Source organism: Bartonella sp. AP331QHHD, from assembly GCF_042195905.1.
Classification (GTDB): domain Bacteria; phylum Pseudomonadota; class Alphaproteobacteria; order Rhizobiales; family Rhizobiaceae; genus Bartonella.
The window spans coordinates 26888-45632 of sequence record NZ_JBHIPG010000057.1 but is presented as its reverse complement, the minus strand read 5'-3'; the positions used below and the strand labels follow the sequence as shown (position 1 = coordinate 45632).

At 38.7% G+C, this 18745-nt stretch carries 15 protein-coding genes and 1 pseudogene; all 16 read right to left on the bottom strand.

The genetic code is table 11. The annotated features are described in order from the left end of the window. Nucleotides 1–60: 60 nt before the first annotated feature. The gene (locus ACFIMS_RS07580) at nucleotides 61–1659 is read right to left on the bottom strand and encodes a BID domain-containing T4SS effector (RefSeq protein ID WP_375696562.1); all 1599 of its coding nucleotides are present in this window, start codon (nucleotides 1657–1659) and stop codon (nucleotides 61–63) included. 1541 nt (nucleotides 1660–3200) lie between these two features. Then, nucleotides 3201–3392 (bottom strand): annotated as a pseudogene (locus tag ACFIMS_RS07575) (type IV secretory system conjugative DNA transfer family protein); the annotation flags it as partial. 248 nt (nucleotides 3393–3640) lie between these two features. Beyond that, complete coding sequence (locus ACFIMS_RS07570) at nucleotides 3641–5269, bottom strand: BID domain-containing T4SS effector (RefSeq protein ID WP_375696561.1); 1629 nt, start codon at nucleotides 5267–5269, stop codon at nucleotides 3641–3643. A 516-nt stretch (nucleotides 5270–5785) separates the two neighbouring features. Further along, nucleotides 5786–7705: a Ti-type conjugative transfer system protein TraG gene (traG, locus tag ACFIMS_RS07565; RefSeq protein WP_375696560.1), complete on the bottom strand. Its 1920-nt coding sequence runs from the start codon at nucleotides 7703–7705 to the stop codon at nucleotides 5786–5788. A 154-nt stretch (nucleotides 7706–7859) separates the two neighbouring features. Then, on the bottom strand, nucleotides 7860–9494 hold the full coding sequence (locus ACFIMS_RS07560) for a BID domain-containing T4SS effector (protein ID WP_375696559.1): 1635 nt from the start codon (nucleotides 9492–9494) through the stop codon (nucleotides 7860–7862). 10 nt (nucleotides 9495–9504) lie between these two features. Further along, nucleotides 9505–9720 carry an antitoxin VbhA family protein gene (locus ACFIMS_RS07555; protein WP_375610603.1) on the bottom strand — a complete coding sequence of 72 codons (216 nt, stop codon included), beginning with the start codon at nucleotides 9718–9720 and terminating at the stop codon, nucleotides 9505–9507. Nucleotides 9721–9785: 65 nt separating this feature from the next. Continuing rightward, nucleotides 9786–10856, bottom strand: a complete 1071-nt coding sequence (gene virB11 / locus ACFIMS_RS07550; protein ID WP_375627906.1) for a P-type DNA transfer ATPase VirB11 — start codon at nucleotides 10854–10856, stop codon at nucleotides 9786–9788. Next, nucleotides 10853–12013, bottom strand: coding sequence for a type IV secretion system protein VirB10 (gene virB10 / locus ACFIMS_RS07545; RefSeq protein ID WP_375632458.1), 1161 nt, complete (start codon nucleotides 12011–12013; stop codon nucleotides 10853–10855). The genes virB11 and virB10 overlap by 4 nt, the downstream gene beginning before the upstream one ends. Beyond that, nucleotides 12006–12872, bottom strand: coding sequence for a P-type conjugative transfer protein VirB9 (gene virB9, locus ACFIMS_RS07540; protein WP_375612192.1), 867 nt, complete (start codon nucleotides 12870–12872; stop codon nucleotides 12006–12008). Before virB9 ends, virB10 begins: the two co-directional genes overlap by 8 nt. Further along, nucleotides 12869–13573 carry a virB8 family protein gene (locus ACFIMS_RS07535; protein WP_375610599.1) on the bottom strand — a complete coding sequence of 235 codons (705 nt, stop codon included), beginning with the start codon at nucleotides 13571–13573 and terminating at the stop codon, nucleotides 12869–12871. Before ACFIMS_RS07535 ends, virB9 begins: the two co-directional genes overlap by 4 nt. Continuing rightward, a complete protein-coding gene (locus tag ACFIMS_RS07530; RefSeq protein ID WP_375610598.1) occupies nucleotides 13527–13829 on the bottom strand; it encodes a type IV secretion system protein VirB7 in 303 nt (100 codons plus the stop codon). Before ACFIMS_RS07530 ends, ACFIMS_RS07535 begins: the two co-directional genes overlap by 47 nt. Before the next feature lie 210 nt (nucleotides 13830–14039). Further along, nucleotides 14040–15026, bottom strand: a complete 987-nt coding sequence (locus ACFIMS_RS07525; protein WP_375610597.1) for a type IV secretion system protein — start codon at nucleotides 15024–15026, stop codon at nucleotides 14040–14042. Continuing rightward, complete coding sequence (locus ACFIMS_RS07520) at nucleotides 15013–15498, bottom strand: type IV secretion system protein VirB5 (RefSeq protein WP_375612193.1); 486 nt, start codon at nucleotides 15496–15498, stop codon at nucleotides 15013–15015. The genes ACFIMS_RS07525 and ACFIMS_RS07520 overlap by 14 nt, the downstream gene beginning before the upstream one ends. Further along, entirely contained in the window at nucleotides 15495–17849 is a 2355-nt protein-coding gene (locus tag ACFIMS_RS07515; protein WP_375612194.1) for a VirB4 family type IV secretion/conjugal transfer ATPase, read from the bottom strand. The genes ACFIMS_RS07520 and ACFIMS_RS07515 overlap by 4 nt, the downstream gene beginning before the upstream one ends. 22 nt (nucleotides 17850–17871) lie before the next feature. Next, a complete protein-coding gene (locus ACFIMS_RS07510; RefSeq protein WP_273723684.1) occupies nucleotides 17872–18180 on the bottom strand; it encodes a type IV secretion system protein VirB3 in 309 nt (102 codons plus the stop codon). Beyond that, nucleotides 18181–18504 (bottom strand): TrbC/VirB2 family protein, encoded by a 324-nt coding sequence (locus tag ACFIMS_RS07505; RefSeq protein ID WP_375613587.1) that lies wholly within the window; start codon nucleotides 18502–18504, stop codon nucleotides 18181–18183. Nucleotides 18505–18745: the final 241 nt, after the last annotated feature.

The window sequence follows — 18745 nt, the reverse complement described above, 5'->3', positions numbered from 1 at the left end:
CAATGGAGATAAAATGATTGGCATAAAGAGTTCTGTTGGAAGGCAAAAGTTTACGCGTTTTTAGCCGGTAAGAGCCAGCGATGAGGAACGACTAACTTTCAAGCTGCGAGCTTGGCATTGTGCTTCTTGGGTGTTCTTTACTGTATTCGCAATTTCTTTTGCTTTGCTTTCCGATGTCCCAAGGAGGCACGCTAGTCTGGTATGGTCTTTTTCTTGTATGGCTTTACGATCTTCTGAGGATAGACGATTGTGTAGTTGTCGTGAAAAGGTATGGAGTTCTTGTCGCAGTGAATGAGAATGCAATAAAGCTTCCCTTTGTTGTTCTTCTGGTAAGGCAAAAAGGTTTTGTAAATTTTTTCTAGGTTTTTCGACAGTGTGGTTCAGGCGATTTTGTTCTCTTTGGTGTTGCTCTAGAATTGCATCTTTTGTTTGTTGTGTTATTGCGCCATAATTTTTAAGGGCTTGGCTGAGTTGTGGAACAGCCTGTTCGGCTTGTCTGCGATTTGAACTTTTCATGCCAAGTATTTTACTCCCAGCAAATTTAGAAATTGATTGAGGGTTTTGTAAAGTTTCATCGGCAAACTGATTTCCTAAGTTTGGAGCTGCCGTTATGATATCTAATGTTGTCTTTAAGGCGTGGGTTTTACCATAAACAGTCTTTGATAAATTTTCGATTTCTTTTCGGCATGCTTCAACATAAGCGTCATTTGAAATCCTTTCAAATAACTCTTCATGGGTAAGAGGGGCTAATGTTTCTTTTGGGATCAGTGTTTCTTTTAAGCTTTGAACGTTGGTTTTTTGAAAGCAGAGGCGGGCACCGTTTTGTAATGTTTTGACGAGTTCTGGGGTGAGATCATCTTTGTGTCCGACGACGAAAGCTCCCTCTACTTCCATGACAAAACCTTCTGCTGAAAAACCTCTAAAGATGCCTTTATAGGTTACATCTTCTTTTGCAGCAACAACAACACGATTGTTAATTTCATCCAATCCAGCGTTTCTCATTTGGGAGATGAATTCTTTTAAAACAAGGGATTTTTGCGGATGCGTGATATCTTCAAAAAGATCTTTCATCGGTTGAGGATTGCCATATTGCATGGCTTCAATACAAGCTGCTGTCATGCGTCCTTTTGTGATGAAAGAAAAGTCAATGGTATGCCCTGCTGCTTGTCCAAGTTTTTCCATAAACATTCGATTGACGCGCCCATTCCCTTTTCTAAAAGGATGCGCGTGTTCAAGCGCCATAAAAACTTCAGCGGCACTTTCAGCAAATTCTTGGCGCGATAAACCTTTTAAATTGTTCTTTTCATTAAGTGTTTTTTCGAGTTGTTTTAGTTCTTTTTGAATCTTCGGTCCAATAGCAAAAGGAACTTCATAACCTTTGGGACGCATCGCCGGCATATGGGCAGAAGTGCCGTCTTCAAATGTAAAGGATGTATCGCGGGTGTGGCCCGCCCATTCAAAAGTTTCGTAGAAGAGGCTCCAGTGGATTAGTTTTAGATAGGAAGCATCAAATTTTTGTGGGGGTGGTTCATGGCGAAAATTTACGGCTGCTTTAGTGACGTCATGGGTACTGCGTTGATACAGTTTTTTAGGGTCTTTGATGCCATATTTATTTTTGAGTGTTTTGGTTCCTTTATATAGATAATTTTGCTCTAACATGTAATCTCTCCTAAGTAGGTAGGGTGGTGGTTGATGAGCGTCTTAAACGCTGCCATGTGAAAAATTCCCCTTCGCGTATTCTTTTGAGATTTTGGTTGTTATGAGAGGGAGTGCTTTTCCCTTCAGTGTATGGATGTTGTATCAATCGTTTTGTGATGCTTTTGAAAAGCTTTTCTGATGTTTCCTTTGTTTATTATCTTGTACTGTAAAATGCTGGTATTTAGGGCGCTGATATGAAGCCCATGAGTGGTCAGAAAATGGATTTTCTATAAATTGACTCTGGGTAAAATCTTCGTTTTTTGAGGTGTAAGGAAGAGGTCAAAAAGAAAAATGTTGCTTAAAATTGTTGTTTTTTCCTTTAACAAAGTTGTTTGCAAGAGCGCTTTGATGAGGGGCGTGGATATAGCGGGTGTAATCGCTCTTGGTTAGTGGATGGTGCTGGTACTTTTCATACACAGCTCTCAGATTGGTGAATCTATGGGCAAAAGCAGTCATCAAAAATTTTTCTCCATTATATTTTTTTTATTGCTCCATATGAATATCTTGCCATACGAACATCTTTTTTGTGTATTTTTGCAACAAAATGTTTTTTACTTTGTGTTGTTGCTCTTATTGTGTGCGCTGCTTTAAGATTTAAGACCCATAAGAGAATAAAAACTTTTCTTTGGTTGGGGAGAAAAGCCTTTTTCAGCGCTTTATCATTAAAATAGAACACTTTATGATATCGTAAAGGGGGAAAAGCTTGTATAAGAATGATTTATTCATTTTGGTGTATATCTTGGATGTTTTTTGGGGGGGGAGGGAGAAAATCGATGTTTGTCGTGTGGGTGTTTTGAGAACTTCTTGTCTCAAAGGCAAATCTTTTGTTGATTATGTTCTTTAATGGAGGAACGCCCTTGACGTAAAACAGAATACCATTGGGGTGCTAATTCACGGGCTTGTTTTAAAGAGACATCTTTTAACACACCCTTTTGGCGACGGTGCTCATAAATAGTACAACGTTAAAGCCCCCCATGAAGTGTATAAAATCTATTGAGCTTTCCCATTTTTACGCTTCATAAAGAAGCCAGTATCCTCACATACTTTGAGTGCCTAATGTTTCGGACAAGACCTTGGTCCTTAGAGACGGTTCATAAAAAGGTATGCCTTTCTTGTACAGTTTTACTCTACATGAGGCTCTCGCTTGTGACATGCAGGCGACAGAGTTTTGATTGATGCAACACGACATGGAACAGATTTAAGATGAGAGAGTCTTACGCTATTTAGTCTCTTATTTAACAAAAAAATATAAATTATCATTTATAAATCAATTTATTATATAAATTATAGATGAAAAACTTTGTAGAAATGGGTTCCTTTTCCAAGTGGAGATATTAGTGTCGCTATTGGTTGGGTGTATGGGCGTTTTTATAAAGACTTTTTAAAGACCATGGGCGCTGATAAAGCTGATAAAACGATGCACAAAATATAAAAAGAAAAATCATGGATTTTTTGAACCTGTTTTTCTTGTATGCGGGCGGTTATTTTTTGTCAATATCGCATCATGGAGGGTAGTTTTTCTTTTGTGGGGTAAAGTGGTTTTTTGTAGCTGCGGCTAACATTTCTTTCCTTCTGAAATAGATGGCGCAACCACATTGCGAAGGGGAGCCTTGCATCAGAATAATTTGTTCATCTTGACGCATTTCTCGAATAACTTCGTGGGGTAAAATGAGTGCTCTTTTTAAAATATTCATATAACCACGAAAATCGACTCCATCTAAGACAAATAAAATAGGCTTTTGTAGCTTTCGTCAATAGTAATCATGACGTTTAAAAGGAATTAACAATTATCCTGTCCAATTGCTTTGGATATGGTGTATATGCTATGTGCAAAATTGGTGGTAGGGCGCTTAAGTAGTCTGTTTTTTGCATGTATGATAAGAATATTAAAATATCTCTTCCACATAGGTGTTTAAATCAAAAAAACAAAGTTTCATATTTTTTAGTTGGCCATAGCAAGTGTATTTGAACGATTTTGTGTGCGTGTGTAGAATTGGCTATGAGCGTTCCTTGCTTTTTGAACAATGTCGGTAATTTCTCGTGCTTTCTGTTCTGATATACCAATACTTTGTGCAAGTGTTTCATAATCTTTGTTTGTGATCGCACTACATTCGTTTGATGAGAGACGATGTTCTAAACTGTTTATAAAAGTACGGAGCTCTTGGTGTAATTGAGGAGATTGAGACAAGATTTCTCTTTGTTTTTCCGGTGATAAAGCAAAAATATTTTTCAAGTTTTGACTGGGATTCTCTACCGCTTTTCCAAGGCGTTCTTGTTTAATTTTATGGTCTCGAGTGACTATATTATAGGTAGCTTCTACAGTATACACATAATTCTCAATTGCAAGAGAGAACACATCAAGATAATTTCGAGCGTGTACACGTGCCGGATTTTGTAGACCGCATATACTAAAACCTGCAAGAGGAGAAACAGAGTGCGGTGCCTGTTTAATCTGATTAGCAAACTGTCTGCCGAATTCTGGATTTTTAATAATCTCTTCTATCTGTTCGTTTAATACGTTTGCGTCACCATAAACAGTTTTTGCGTAAGCTCGGACTTGCTTTTGAGCTTTGAGAACGTAACTATCTAGCGCAACTGTTTTGGCACATTCACTTTTTGTGAGAGGCGCTAATGTTTCTTTTGGAATAAGCGTGTTTTCAAGCTCTTTGCTGTTGGGGGCGGTAAAGGTAATGATATCACCAGGTTTTAATGTTTTTAATCGTTCTGGTGTGAGATCATCTTTGCTACCAATGATGTAAGTTCCTTGCATATCGAGTATAAAACTTTCTGAATAACAACCTTTATAAGTTCCTATATAGGTTTCTCCTGCCTTTGTTGCCATAACAAGGCGATCATCCACGTTGCGTCCCGTATTGTTTATGTGGTCCATAAATTCTTTTAAAAGACGTATTTTGGGGGGATTGGAGATATCCTCAAAAAGATCTTTCAACAGTTGTGTATTGCTATATTGCATTGCTTCGCTACAGGCAGCCATCATACGTTTTTGTGTGACAAGCGAAAAGTCAAGCTGATGTCCTGCAGCTTTGGCAAGATTTTCAAAAAAGACTTGTTCTGTGTGCTCATTGCCATCTATGAATGGGTGGATTTTGTGAAGAGAATAAAATAGACTCGTTGCTTCCTTGACAAATTCTTCGCGTGTTAAGCCTTGCAAATTGTCTTTTTCGGCAAGCGTTTGATCTAATTTTTGTAAGAGTTCAGGGATTTCTTCACCGGTTGCAAAATTATTGCCCCATTCCATTCTTTTCATTTCTGGCATGGCGGCAATGCTATCGTCTGTAAATGCGAAGGGGATATGGCGCAGATGTCCAGCCCATACAAAGGTATTTTTAAACAATTGTTGGTGGATATGGCATAGATAAGTTGAATTAAAATATTCTGGCAGGGGTTCTGCACGCAGATTGATCATGGCTTTTTGCCTATCATGTGAGCATTTTTCCAGAAAACGTTTTAAATCTGTTTCTCCATATCTATTTTTGAGAATTTGGGTACCAAGATAGATATAATTATGGGGTGAAGGAATTCCTTTTGTTTTTTCTTTTGCTTTGGGCATTGTTACATTCCTTATAATGTTACATTGTCTATGAGAGTGTGTTAAACTTTTTGTTTGAAAATCCCCCACGCATATTGTTTTGAGATGTTGAGACTTGGGTGAGGAAAAAATCCCTCAAATTCGTAGGTGTTTTTGAGTGTATCAATCTTTATCTTGGCACTTTTTTCTTTTACTGAGAGAGAATGGTTCATTTGGGTTGTTTTCATGCATATTGTCTTTTAATTTTTTTGTAGAAAAATTTCCCTATGAAAGCGGTGCCTTCAAAAGTTTCCTGATAGGATTCTCAAGGCATAGATATGATTGGTATTTATTATTTGGAGATGAGGAGAGTGCTTTATAAAGAAAATTGGCATTGGTAAGCACAGGCATAATACCATCATTTAAAGACTTTTCCCCATATTTTTCTTGTTGTATCAAGCGGGAATTCCTTCTTTATAGGCTTTTATGAGATAGAATCTCTGCTTTTATCCTTTGATGTTTTTGTTTTGATGCATGACCTCCATTAGAGGGTGTTTTTTAGTTTTTCTGTGCTTTTGGGGCAAAGCGGTTTTTTGCAGCTGCGGCTAACATTTCTTTTCTTCTGAAATAGATGGCGCGACCACATCGCAAAGGGGGTTGTCCTTGCATCAGAATAATTTGTTCATCTTGACGCATTTCTTGAATAACTTCGTGGGGTAAAATCAGGGCTCTTTGTTGGTAATTGACGTTGTATGAACTCTTTCCTAAAGATAAACCTCTTGATTTGTTTGTTCCGGTTACTTCAACGGTCATTTGGCCACAGCGTTCTGAAATGTCTTTGGCAGTTTGGAGATCTTTAATGGCAGCATAGCTGACAAAGGAACAACTTTCAAACCATGAACGTGCTCCTGCTTCTCCAAAGTGGTTGACCAACTGGCCAGAGGATTGATAGAAGAGCATCAAGGATGTACCGTATTTACGTCCACGGTCGCGGGCTTCTTCTAAAATATTCATATAGCCTAAAAGATCAACTTCATCTAAGACAAATAAAACACGCTTTTTATAGTTACCGTCTGCTGTAACCATGGCATTGAGAAAGGCGCCAATAATCACACGTCCAATAGCTGGATAACTGTTTAAAATGCTTGCGGGGAGATTGAGAAAAACATCTGTATTGCCATTGGTAATATCTGAGGAAAAAAAATCATCTCCGCAGACAAGATCTGCATAATTGGATAAAGAAAGCCATTGGGTGTCTTTTGAGGCGGTGGTATAAACCCCTGAAAAGGTTTGCTCTGCCATTTCTGTAAAAATACCAACCATTTCACGAATAAAAGGAGAAGGTGTTGTTTCTTGAATCATGCGTAATTGATTAACAACAGCTGTTTCTGATTGAGAGAGAATACCACGCAATGTTTTTAAATTGCGCTCGCTGTCTTCATATTCATCAGAAAATACAACATGAGCAAGAAGAGCTGTTAATAGATTATGGGCTTGTGTTGAGAAATATTCCGCTGAAGAATTATCTGATTTTTTATCTGTAAGAAGCAACTTTGAAAAGCTTACAATATTTGCTTCGCGTTGTGTGCGTGGTACGCTGTCGTCTAAAAGCCAATCGATGACATTAAAGTTTTTTGTTAACAATGAGTTAGGATCGAGAACAATGACATTTCTATTTCCCATTTTTTGACGCGCAAATTTGACCATTGGGGCAACTTCTGTTGAAGGATCAAGACAAATAATAGACCCTGGATAGGTTAAACACGTAGGAACTACTGTACTTGTTGTTTTATAGCCACCAGAACCAGCAAAAAAGATCATATGAGTTGAACCAAAATCAAGATTAAAGGTTAGCAAAGGGGCTGTTCCACCCTTTCCCCATGTTGTTTTATTGCCAGGTGCAAAGGGAATGTTGCACACATTATCTTGATCGACACGGTATCTTTCACCCACAACAATTTGCCCATTGGCAGGAAAGATTTTTGCTGCCTCTCTTAAATTCATCCAAGCGGCCTCACCAAAAATACCTTTTTTTGCACGCTTGACCTTACTTTTAGGGGGAAGGGTTGTTACGAATTGAATGATGGAAAAAAAAACACCAATGATGATGCCAAAAACAACCATGGGGTCCATGAATTGAAGAGCATAGCTCCACGTTATTCCTTGTTGGCCAACATAGGGACTTAAACGTTTTATTTCACCACCAATATAGTAAAGAGCGGTTGTTCCAAAAAAAACAACGGAGACAAAAGTGATTATTTTACGTAAGTGCAGTTTTTGCGACAGACTATACAACAATGAAACAGCAGCCGTTAGTGCTAAGACTAATAAAGGCTCAGAACGAAGAGTCCAATAAATTTGATCGCTCTTTAGTCCATTTGTTATTAACAGTAAAAAATGAGGGACAAGGAATATCGTTAAAGCACCTAAAGCGATCGGTATTAAAATAAGTACCATTTGTGTTTTGGTATATTTCATTGTATTTTACTTTCAATTCTGTCAGAATATGTTACGAAATGCTCTTTTTCAGGTGTGTGATATGAACTCTCATCTCTTTTTCAAAGGTGCAGATAACACCAAATAGTTTCCGTTTATGAGCCCTTCTCATCAAGGAGGAAGGTTTTGTCTATTCTTAGCAGGCCATAGCAAATGCTTGGGAACGATGCATTGTGCATATTTGTGCTCGTTGATGTACTTCTTTGGTTTGCTTAATAATTTCTGTAATTTGTTTGGCTTTATTTTCTGATACACCAATGCTTTGAGCTAGTGTTTCATACTCATTATTTTGGACTGCTTTATGTTCATTTGGTGAGAGACGGGTGTTGATCTTTTTTACAAAGTTGCTGAGCTCTTTTTGACATAAAGGATTTTTTGCTAAAGCTTCTTGCTGTAATTCTTTTGGCAAGGTGAAGAGGTCTTGCAAGCTTTGACTTGGCATTTCTATTGTTTTTGCAAGGCGACTTTGTTCTGTTGCATGTTCTTGCGTAATTTCCTTTTCAGCATATTTTACAGCATGCGTGAAATTTGCAACGGCAGTACAAAGCATCTCAAGATGATTTTTAGCGTTTGCGCGTGCCTGATTTTGTAGTCCACATAAACTGAAACCTGCAAGATGAGAAATAGAGTACGGTGCTCTTTCAATCTGGTTGGCGAGCTGCTGGCCTAAGCTTGGATTTTTGATGATCTCTACCATCTGTTTGTCTAATATTTTTTCGTTACCATAAACAATTTTTGCCAATTTCTGGATCTGTTTTAAGCTTGTGTGTACGCAAGAATCTTCAGCAATCATTTCGGCTTTTTCATTTTCTGTCAAAGGAGCTAATCTTTCTTGTGGAATGAGAATGCTTTCAAGCTCTTTTGTTTTTGGGACTGTAAAGGTAAATTTGTCACCGGGTTTTAATGTTTTGAGTTGTTCTTGTGTGAGATGCTCTTTATTACCGATGATATAAGCGCCTTTCACATTGAAAGCAAAGCTATCATAACCAGCACCCCTATAGGTGCCCGTGTAAGTTTCACCTTCTTTTGCAACCATAACAGGACGATCATTAACATTGCGCCCAAGTTCTTTCATGTTGCTCATGAATTCCTTTAAAAGAAGTATTTTATTGGGATTAGAGATATCTTCAAACAGATGTTGCATTGGTTCTAGATCACCATTTTCTGCTACAGCAACACTGGCGAGCATCATGCGTTCTTTTGTAATCAGTGAAAAATCAAGCTGATGCCCTGCGGCTTTGGCAAGATTTTCAAAAAAGACCCGTTGTGTACGTCCATTTCCTCCTCTAAAAGGATGAAGTTGGTTAAGGGCGTTAAATAAGCTTATTGCTTCAGCGTTAAATTTCTCGCGCGTTAAGCCTTGCAAATTATCTTTTTCGGCAAGCGTTTGATCTAATTTTTGTAAACCGTCTTGGATTTCATCACCGAGTGCAAAAGGATTTTCCCATCCTGTTCTTTTCATTTCGGGCATAGCGGCTATGGTGCCATCTTCAAATGTAAAGGGGAGATGGCGCAGATATCCAGCCCATTCAAAGGTATTTTTAAATAAGTGGTGATGAATAGAGCATAGATAGGAGCTATCAAACTTTTCTGGTAAGGGGGCTTCACGCAGATTAACCGTTGCTTCTGCTGTATCATGTGAGCATTTCTCCAGAAAGGATTTTAAGTCTTTTATTCCATATTTATTTTTGAGTGTTGTGGTGTTTGGGTAGACATAATGATGGGGAGAAACTGTCTGTATATTTTTTGTCTTTGCTTTTGCTTTTGGCATTGTAGCTTCCTTATAATTTTACGTTATCCATAAGAGTGTTAAATTCCTCGAGTGAAATATTCCCCTTTGCGTATTCTTCTAAAATTTTGAGTGTTGTAGGATGAAGCGCTATTCCCTCTATCGCATGGGTGCTGATGGCTGCTTCAACGGCTTCACGGCGTTTTTTTAATTCTTCTTCTGTCATCGATAAAAGATTTTCTCTATTTTCTGTTTCGTTGGTTTTCATGCATTTTTTCTCTTATTTGCAATCGTTGCTTTAAAAGAGCCTTTGGCAGCCGGTGTGATCTTCTTTTAGTCACCTCCAAAGATGTTTCGTTGTTTGAAGGGATCGTAATAAATTTCTGTGACCTTAAATTTTCCTTCAATCCGTTTGCATTGGATGATGATATCAATCATTGAAATCAACAGGCCTCGAATATCATCACGCTCTAAATCACCACCGCCTTCACTTTCTTTGACCAAAAGGGTCATCTGCTCAAAGGCTGCAAGTGCTGTTGATGCGTGAACCGTCGTAATGGAACCTGGATGGCCTGAATTGACATTGCGGATATAATAAAAGGCTGTACCATCTCGAAGTTCTTGCAAAAGAATACGATCAGGACGCATCCGTAAAGATGATTCAAGCAACTCTTTGGGGCCAACGGAGGCTAAGCCTTGTCCATCTTTTGAATAGAACATTGAGACATGGTTAGGGTGTGGTATCACCAATTCTTGTGTGTCTTCGATGGTGATAATACGCTCTTCTTGAGGGATTTTTGCGATTAATGCTTTTGATAATGTTGTTTTACCCGAACCGGTTTTTCCCGCAATTAAAATATTTTTCTGGCATTCTACAGCTTGATTTAAAAAAGAGACAAAGTCTTTATTACAGTAGGCATTGGCTAATTTATGCTCGATGATTTTGAGTTCGTTAAAACGAGAATGATAGTCATTCAAGGGTGTGAAAGAGATCTGTTCACAGAGCGAGAAGAGGCCCTTATTTGCGAGCTCTTCGAGAGAAAAACTCTGCGATGACGGTTTACGAATTGTCATACTAATCGTGTCTTTTTCGACAGCGGGCGGAATGACAATTTGAATACGCTCATTGCCTGGTAGCGTTGCAGATAATATTGGGTTTTTGTCCGATATGTTTTGCTTGGAATAGGATGCGACAACTTTCGCAATCCCCATAAGCTCATTAAAAGAGAGCCCCGGTGCTTCTATTGTTTTCCATCCATCAAATCCTTCAGTCATGACTTGATAGGGACGATTGATAACAATTTCAAAGAGTCTATCATCTTTCAAAAAAGCACTGATGGGTTCAAGTTTTGTGAGAACAATCGCAACGGTTTCATCGCTCATGGTATGTAAGTTTGAGTTCATTCTAAAGTTACCGCCGAATTTTTGTAAAAGTTTCTTGAAACAGCTCGATTGATAATCTGTTTTTTGTTTTCGATGACTTTCAATTTATAAACGCTGGAAAAATCTAAATCGCGGGCAACAAAGATATTCACCATTTCCCCTTGGTTTTTGGATAATGTTGGAGGAATATTGGCGTAATTTTCTACGAGAATGTTTGCGATGTTTTGTCCTGAAGAGATTGTTTCAGTTTCTTCTTTTTCCTGTTTTTTTGATAAACGTTTATTGGCATAGTGTGTTGCATCTTTTATTAGTGAGACAAGAAGCGCAGACCCAATCCTCTCGAGCCAATGGTTATCAATATCTCCATCCATACCAGAACGCCCTAAAGCATCCGTTGCCGGTGAAGCTAAAGATATAATGATACCATTGGGGGTTTTTGCTCTATTCCATAGTACAAAGAGACGTGTTTGGCCTTTTTTCAATCCGGCGCGATATTCACCAACAATTTGGGTGCCTTTATCAAGAAGCACAACACGACCATTGTCTGATAAGATATCTCTGGAGATGATACAACTGGCAAAACCTTGTTGATCACTGTTGATGGCTGTTTCTAAAATACAAGGAATAGAAGTTCCCATCGCGATGATGTAGTTTCGATTGCCAAGGGTTGAAGCACGAATACCTTCAAGCACTGTGGGTTTGAGAAGATGATTAAAACGTTGTGTCGTTTCATCAGGTTTGCTTTCAAGTTGGTGAGGCAAAGCACCATTATTTGTTTGTGAATCTATTTTGCCTTGTTGTGTACTTGCATAAGCTAATACAGGAGCACGTTGTGCTGCTTCCAGCAGTGAGTTATCAGAATTTAATTGATTGATGTTTGGTGTTGGTAGCTCGACTTTTGGTAATAGAGCGTTATTTCGTTGAGGCTGTTCAAAGGGGGGAGGGGTAGGCTTTGCAGGACGAAAAAGCTCTGTTTGTTTTATAACTTTTCCTTCTTTTGAAGATTCAATTGGTTGCTTTTTGTCTGTAACAAGTGTTGAATAGGTTAAATAAAGACAGACACTGAAAAGAATAATAAGAGCAATAGCTTTCCCCACATTGTTCTGTTGACTTTTCCCTTGAGCATTTTTTATTGTATCGCGATCATTAATGCTTTTTTCATCCACGGTGTTATTCATGGCTGCTTCCTAGGTTCACTTTACGTTGTACAGATGGTGATGTCGTACCTGTTTCAGGATTAATTCCTTTTGGTACGAACCTTTTGTTAAAGATGCACAATACTTCATTCCCACGTCGTAGCGTGAATTGTGCAGCTGTTGCATGAACAATAACCTTGTTGCCTTTAATCGATTTGGGAATAAGCGCTTCTTGCCCATCAGGCGATACAATGTAAATGGCAGGGATTTCAATGTTGCCTAAAAAGGTAAAGGTTGTTGTTTTCCCATTATCATAGACAGAAGCAGGTTCAATAAGAGATGAGCCTTGAGCTTCATAAGCCCAATTGCGTGGTCCAAAATCTTCATGGATATTTAAAATATCATTGACAAAGTTTTCTTCACGTTGTTTTTCTTTTTCTGCTTCGGCTAATTTCTTACGTAAGGCTTCATCTTCTGGATAACGAAACTTTACCAAGAAATACGTCTCATTGCCGGCTGAAACATCGCCTTCACGGACTTGTAGCTCGAATTGATAAGAGCGTTGTGTTCCATCTTGGCGGCTTGTGACAATTTGTAAATTTGTCACAGGCTGGACTTCACGTGGTTTGAGAAAAACAAAGTGTCCAGCCGGTGCAACTTGCCAAGCAACCGAATTTCCAATTCCTACATAGGTTACTTCTTCATCAACGGCAAATTCTAGTTGAACCGAAGAGCGAATGGAGCCAATGATTTGTACGACGTTGTAGGGGTCATAATTGACAAATCTGATGCGGTTATCTTTACGTGCACTGACAGGCGCTGTTTCCGCAAGTGAGAGAGCTGTGTGGAAGCTGACAGTGATCGTAAAAATTAAAGAGATTGTTTGTAAAAGTCTGATCATTTTATCACCTCTGGATCAGATCTATATTCCGATACTTGAAAACCAAGAGGGTTGATAAGACGATCAGACGTTGAAATGTGTGCGTTCACGTAGGAAAAATTTAAGATTGAAATCCAATGGGAAATATTTTCTTTTTCATTCAAGTCTCTGATCGTTTTATAGTAACGAACTTGGATAAGATCTTTACTTATAAAAGAGATTGATTTGATTGTGATCGTAGCAATCATGTTATGATAAATATTTTGCGGACTTTCTGGATTATTGCCCGCGTACCATTTTGCAAAACGGTTTTGTTCTTTTGGAGAAGATAAAAGAGAGACTAAGCGAAAATTGTTTTCTGCTTCTGATGCTTGAAAACCTTCACGAGCGCGAACATATTGGCTGGCAAAATAACGCGTTATCGCTTCATCATAGTCGTTAGGGGATTCTTTTAGGGCGCTTACAGTATCAATAATGCCTGTTGAGTTATCAACGCGGATAACAAAAGGCTCTACCGTTTTCAAAGGTGTCAAAGCTGCGACAGCTAAAGCCAGCGCAATTGTCATCAATCCAAAAAGCACTGTTAAAGCCATGGAGATTTTCATCCGCACGCGCATGCTATGCATGCGATCAATGTCAAATGAGCGCGCTTCTTTTATATATTCTTCAAGGGCATCACTTTTCACGCATAACCTCCACAGTTTTATCAGATCGTGCTTCATGAATAACCGGCTTTAATAAAGCTGAATTGGCTGTTACTTTTTCACTTTCCAAAGTATTGAGAATGATGGGAGTGGTAACAGGCTTTACACTCTTTTCTGGGTAGACAATGTTTTTATTGTCCCAATTCCACTTATCTTTATTTAAAGCGCGTGTATGTTTGCCATTACAGCGTGGTGGTTTTTTAGGGCCACTCAAAGAGGCACAACCAGTAAGAGCGATTGTTAGGACCATAACAAAAGTTATTTTTCGTTTCATTTTTTGAACTCACAAATATCTTGGAATACAATGCATGAGAGCCTTTGTTCTGAACATTTTTACAAGTTTATGTGATGCAAGGTTTTGATTGGTTTTATTGTTAGACCCAAGATGTTAGATCTTATCTGGAACAGGATCATGGCGTGTACGCCAAAGGGCGCACACAAGGCAAAAACAAAAATGCTTATTCTTTTAAAGAGGTGCTTTATCTTAAAATCGACCACGACCGCCTCCAGATTTACCTGCTTTTGCTGCTGCCCCTGCCGCACTTCTAACAGCGTTACCGGCAGCTCCTGAGATTTGTGAAGTGGCACTTTTTACTGCATTGCCACTCGCTCTTGCACCATTGGAAAGCATTGTAAAAATCTGTCCTCCTGAAGAGACACCAGCGTTAAAGTATGGTCCGCCAGAGGCCAGCGCTGTTGCAATACCAGGAAGCGCACGGAAGATAATAACTCCTATGATCGAAATGACGATGACAGGGGGAAAAAGAACATAAATTGATTCATATGAAACTTTGAGAACCTGTAGGATAACTTGACATATAATGGTTCCAAGCATGATTACGAGAACTTGTAAAATGGTAAAATTGATCAAAGTTGTAATCCATGCATCGGAGTATTTTCGCGTTGCATTGAACAAATACAAACTAATGAATAGAGGCCCAAGACCTATAATCATGACGAGTGCAACTTGTGCAAACATTTGCACAATAAAACCACCTATACAAAAAAGAATAACCGCGAGAAGCATGATAGAACCAAGAAGACCCACAATGATCTTTTCAAAAAACCAAGCATTGTATAAGACTTCTTGATAACGCGAACTTGCCTTTAACAAAATATAATCAAAAACATTGGAGCTTGCAGGATTACTGTTAAGCGCATTCCCAATAGCATTGGATAAATCATTGAAGAAAATATCCTTGACATAAGTATTAAATGTATCCGCATTCGTTGCCATTGTTGTAACAACAACGATTTTAACAACATTATTGAGAAGACTATGCATGGAAAGCGCAACGCGACCTGTCATAACATTATAGCCATAAAGAAAGATAAAAATGATTGCGGCGAGATTTAAGGGCGCTGAAATAGCAGAAGACAGCCCACTCACCGTCGTGTCCATCACATTATCAAGGGGTTTTAAAATATACCCAGAAACGCTTTCAAAGGGAGAAAAACTAAAGTCTGACATTTGTACTTGTACTTTCAAGTTTTTCTTTTAATTCTTTTTCTTTTTCTTTTAATTGTGCCTCAAGATATTTATGCTTTTTTTGTTCCTTTTCTTCACGTAATTCATCTTTTGTCTTCGTATCTCTTGCTTGAATCATATCAAGAGACTGAAGTTTTAAAGAAGCTACTTGAAGATCGGCTTGAAGAAGAGAAAGCTTTACTTGAAGATCTTGTCGAAGGGCTTGCAATTCTTCTGGTTTTGTGTCTGGTTTTGATTTAATATTTTCAAGTTGTTGACTTATGTCTTTGATTTTTTTTGCAGTTTCAGTTGCGCTTTTATAAATGTTTTCAGCTGTTTCTGATTTTGCAGCATCTAATTTTTGTGTGTTCTCGAGTGCTTGTTTATAATATTCATCCACATCAGATGTTGTTTGCGCTATTGCATGAGAAATAAAAGAAAAAGATAACAGTGTAACTAAGCCATATTTTTTCATTGATTTTTTCTCCTTTGATAAAATATGGGCAGCCATTTGTCAGGGGCAGCTCCATATTCGTTGATAATTTCATTCATGAGTTCAATGTTTTTTGTTGTGCCGCTTAAAACGGCGATCTCATCATTCATTCCACGTAAGTTAAGTTCTGCAACGACGGAACTTTGTCCTTGTTTGATGAGAAAACGACGGGACTCTCTGCTTAACTCTGACTGTATCAGTTCAAATTCACGCTCAGTAAGTTTGAAAGCTTCGACATAATCATTGTAATTTGCTTTTTGATTTGGAAAAAATATTTGGGTGGGGCATTGCTCAATGATTGTGTGCGCGATTGTTGAGTTCAAAGCATCTTTAGGGCTTTGTGTTGCAAAGAGCATCATGCCATTTTGTTTACGAATTGTTTTTAGCCGATCTTGCGCAAAAGCTTTAAATGAATCATCTTCTAAAGCTTTCCAGAATTCATCAACGACGATAATGATGCGCCGCCCATCAATCAGATCAAGAATGCGGTGAAAGAGATACATCATTAAGGGGCGCCGAATTTCTTCATTATCTAAGAAATCGGTCATGTCATAGCCAATGAACTGCGCATTTAAATTGAGATCATCTTGGTCATTATCAAAAACCCATCCTAAATCATTGCCTCTAATCCAGCGTTGCAGCCGTATGGCAATTCCTTCTTTGGATGTGTTGTCAAAAAACAGTTGAAGGGCACCAAGAGAGCGCTGGGTTGGGGGTAAGTTTTCCAAGGAATCAATGGCTTTGGCGATATCTTGTCGCTCTTCTTCTGTTACGATTTGCCCTTCAGCGGTCACCAGCTTTAAGATCCAATTACGAAGAAAGATTTTATTTTTTTCGGTGTATTCCATGCCCTTTAAGGGAGCAATACCCGTGGGCTGCCCATTTTTTAAAGGTTTGTATTTCCCTCCTCCAGCCCGTACAAAAATCTCTGCTCCTTGATCTTTATCAAAAAAAACCATTGTTGGATTGTGTTTTTGTAATTGTGCAAGAAGAAAATTAACAATCACTGTTTTACCAGATCCTGATGGACCACAAACAAATGTGTTGCCAAGATCGCCATAATGAAAATTAAAATAGTAAGGTGAACCAGCCTGTGTTTTTAGCAATGCGACAGCAGCTCCCCAAACATTATCGTTCAGTTTGCCAACAGGGAAAGAATGGAAGGGCGATAAAGCGGCAAAATTTCTGCTGGTAATGGCGCCTGAACGCGCACGATAGCTAAAGTTTCCAGGAAGCTGTGCCCACCATGCTGCTTCCAATCCTAAATCTTCTCTGGCAATCACGGCTCCTCCATTGGTTAAATGGGAACGTGCTTTTGATAAGTTTTCAGACAATATTTTAGGATGATCAGCAAAAACAGCTAAAGAAATGTGGTGTTCTCCCAAAACAAAACGGTTTGATTCTAAATCATCTAGCGCTTCATCCAGTGCATCGATTTGTGAGCTAGCACGGTCAGCTGCATTGATCATTTGATTTTGTTTGCGGCTCATAATCGCACTGGCGGCTGCCTTACTTTTAAAGACAAAGGATTGTGTTAAGATGAATTCAAATGGCACCGTAAGCAGACCATCAGTCATACCTGGGCGTGTTTTAGAAGGATACTCTTTCCATCCAAACATGCCCACAAAGCGTTCATTGCTTTCATGGCGAATTTCGATAATTTCTTTCCCAAAAATAACACGATCCGAGTAAATTGTTGAAGCAATAGTTCCAAATGTGAGAGGAATACGCTCACGTCTTCCCCCTACTAGCTGGTGGAGAAATTCACTTTGTTCGGCAAATAAAAGTCCTTCATGTTCATAGATGGATAGCAGACGGACTTCATACTCTTCCAAACCTTGCATAAGATCTTGACTTAACTCTTCGAGTTTACGAATAGCTTCCTCGTCGGGCTCAGATTGTGTTTTCTTGGCTTTGCTCAAGCGCTGAAAAAATGAAACCAGCTTTTCTGTTTTATCCGCGGCCGGATTCCAAAGCAGTGAAATAAATAGATCATTTCTATACAGTTCTTGCGAAACCATTTTCTTTTTATATTTTTCATCTAATGTTGTTGCAAAAGATGAAAGAAAATGACCCTCTGGGTATATCGTTTCACGGCGGCGGATGATGTGAGAATATAAAGCAAGCCGTTCATCTGCGATATTTTTTAAAAGGGTGTTTAATTGGTTGTGTAAAGAATTTAATTGATCAATATCCGCGGTGTCGAAATTTATACCTTCAACAGCCATCACAACCATTAAACAGCGTGAATTTAAAGCAACGACATGTTGGTTGATGTAGCGTATATAGGGAATATATTCTTCAGGCAAAGTTTCCCGTTTCATTATTGACATCTGTTTCACCAATTTCGTTCCTTCAGCTTAGTTCCTTATAAGTGCGGATAAGGCGTAAAGGGGAGGTTGAACCTCCTCCCCATCGGTTGAGGTTTTTTTGTTTTCCTCGGGTATTGAGCCATGCAAATAATACGCGAAATTGGTTGTGATCGTACTTTGTCACTTCTCGCAAAATAAAGTGTATCCCAATCCCAAGACCAAACATGGTAAAATCACTGGTCAAAATGAAAAGAATGGATGTCGCCATGACATTGAGCGCCATGGCTTCCATTGTAACACCAGCAAACATGGCTGGGCGCGTACAGGCAAGGAAAAGAGTATCTTCGTTCATTTATGTTGTGCCCGCTAATTTACCGACAAGAGCAGGGGCACCAAAAACAATAGCAATCCCCAGAACACAGTAAGCTGCTTTGCGTAAATCAATAAAGCCGTACATCCAGCCAATCCCCACAGCAGCAACACATATAATAGCAATAAGCTTTGCCGTTGGACCCGTCATCATTGTGACAATGTTGCCTAAAACACCATCAAGATTTCCCAGACCACCTCCACCAGTAGTAGAAGAAGCAGCATAAGAAAAATCAGATACAAAAACTGCCGTAAAAAGCAGCATGGTCACGATAAAAATGATGTTTTGGAATCTATTATCTGTCATTTTACCTCTCTTTAACAAATAATATTTGTTCATATGTCGACATTCCATTGCCTCTAACAAACTGGAAAGTGCTGTCATTTGATGACAGTTTAATTCTTCTCGTTTGTTTGTTTTAAAAGCCTTGATCGTGGATCTGTTCACTCTCAAGCTCTTCTTCGTAAAGAGACAGAAGTCTTTTCAAATTGAGATTGTGTTACATGAAAATGGCAATTTTAAGTTGTGTATATTGGTAAAAATAACA

Bases quoted from the DNA above. Each gene is read 5' to 3' on its own strand.
- ACFIMS_RS07580 (WP_375696562.1), bottom strand. From the start codon at position 1,659: ATGTTAGAGCAAAATTATCTATATAAAGGAACCAAAACACTCAAAAAT.
- ACFIMS_RS07570 (WP_375696561.1), bottom strand. From the start codon at position 5,269: ATGCCCAAAGCAAAAGAAAAAACAAAAGGAATTCCTTCACCCCATAAT.
- traG (WP_375696560.1), bottom strand. From the start codon at position 7,705: ATGAAATATACCAAAACACAAATGGTACTTATTTTAATACCGATCGCT.
- ACFIMS_RS07560 (WP_375696559.1), bottom strand. From the start codon at position 9,494: ATGCCAAAAGCAAAAGCAAAGACAAAAAATATACAGACAGTTTCTCCC.
- ACFIMS_RS07555 (WP_375610603.1), bottom strand. From the start codon at position 9,720: ATGAAAACCAACGAAACAGAAAATAGAGAAAATCTTTTATCGATGACA.
- virB11 (WP_375627906.1), bottom strand. From the start codon at position 10,856: ATGAACTCAAACTTACATACCATGAGCGATGAAACCGTTGCGATTGTT.
- virB10 (WP_375632458.1), bottom strand. From the start codon at position 12,013: ATGAATAACACCGTGGATGAAAAAAGCATTAATGATCGCGATACAATA.
- virB9 (WP_375612192.1), bottom strand. From the start codon at position 12,872: ATGATCAGACTTTTACAAACAATCTCTTTAATTTTTACGATCACTGTC.
- ACFIMS_RS07535 (WP_375610599.1), bottom strand. From the start codon at position 13,573: ATGAAGCACGATCTGATAAAACTGTGGAGGTTATGCGTGAAAAGTGAT.
- ACFIMS_RS07530 (WP_375610598.1), bottom strand. From the start codon at position 13,829: ATGAAACGAAAAATAACTTTTGTTATGGTCCTAACAATCGCTCTTACT.
- ACFIMS_RS07525 (WP_375610597.1), bottom strand. From the start codon at position 15,026: ATGTCAGACTTTAGTTTTTCTCCCTTTGAAAGCGTTTCTGGGTATATT.
- ACFIMS_RS07520 (WP_375612193.1), bottom strand. From the start codon at position 15,498: ATGAAAAAATATGGCTTAGTTACACTGTTATCTTTTTCTTTTATTTCT.
- ACFIMS_RS07515 (WP_375612194.1), bottom strand. From the start codon at position 17,849: ATGTCAATAATGAAACGGGAAACTTTGCCTGAAGAATATATTCCCTAT.
- ACFIMS_RS07510 (WP_273723684.1), bottom strand. From the start codon at position 18,180: ATGAACGAAGATACTCTTTTCCTTGCCTGTACGCGCCCAGCCATGTTT.
- ACFIMS_RS07505 (WP_375613587.1), bottom strand. From the start codon at position 18,504: ATGACAGATAATAGATTCCAAAACATCATTTTTATCGTGACCATGCTG.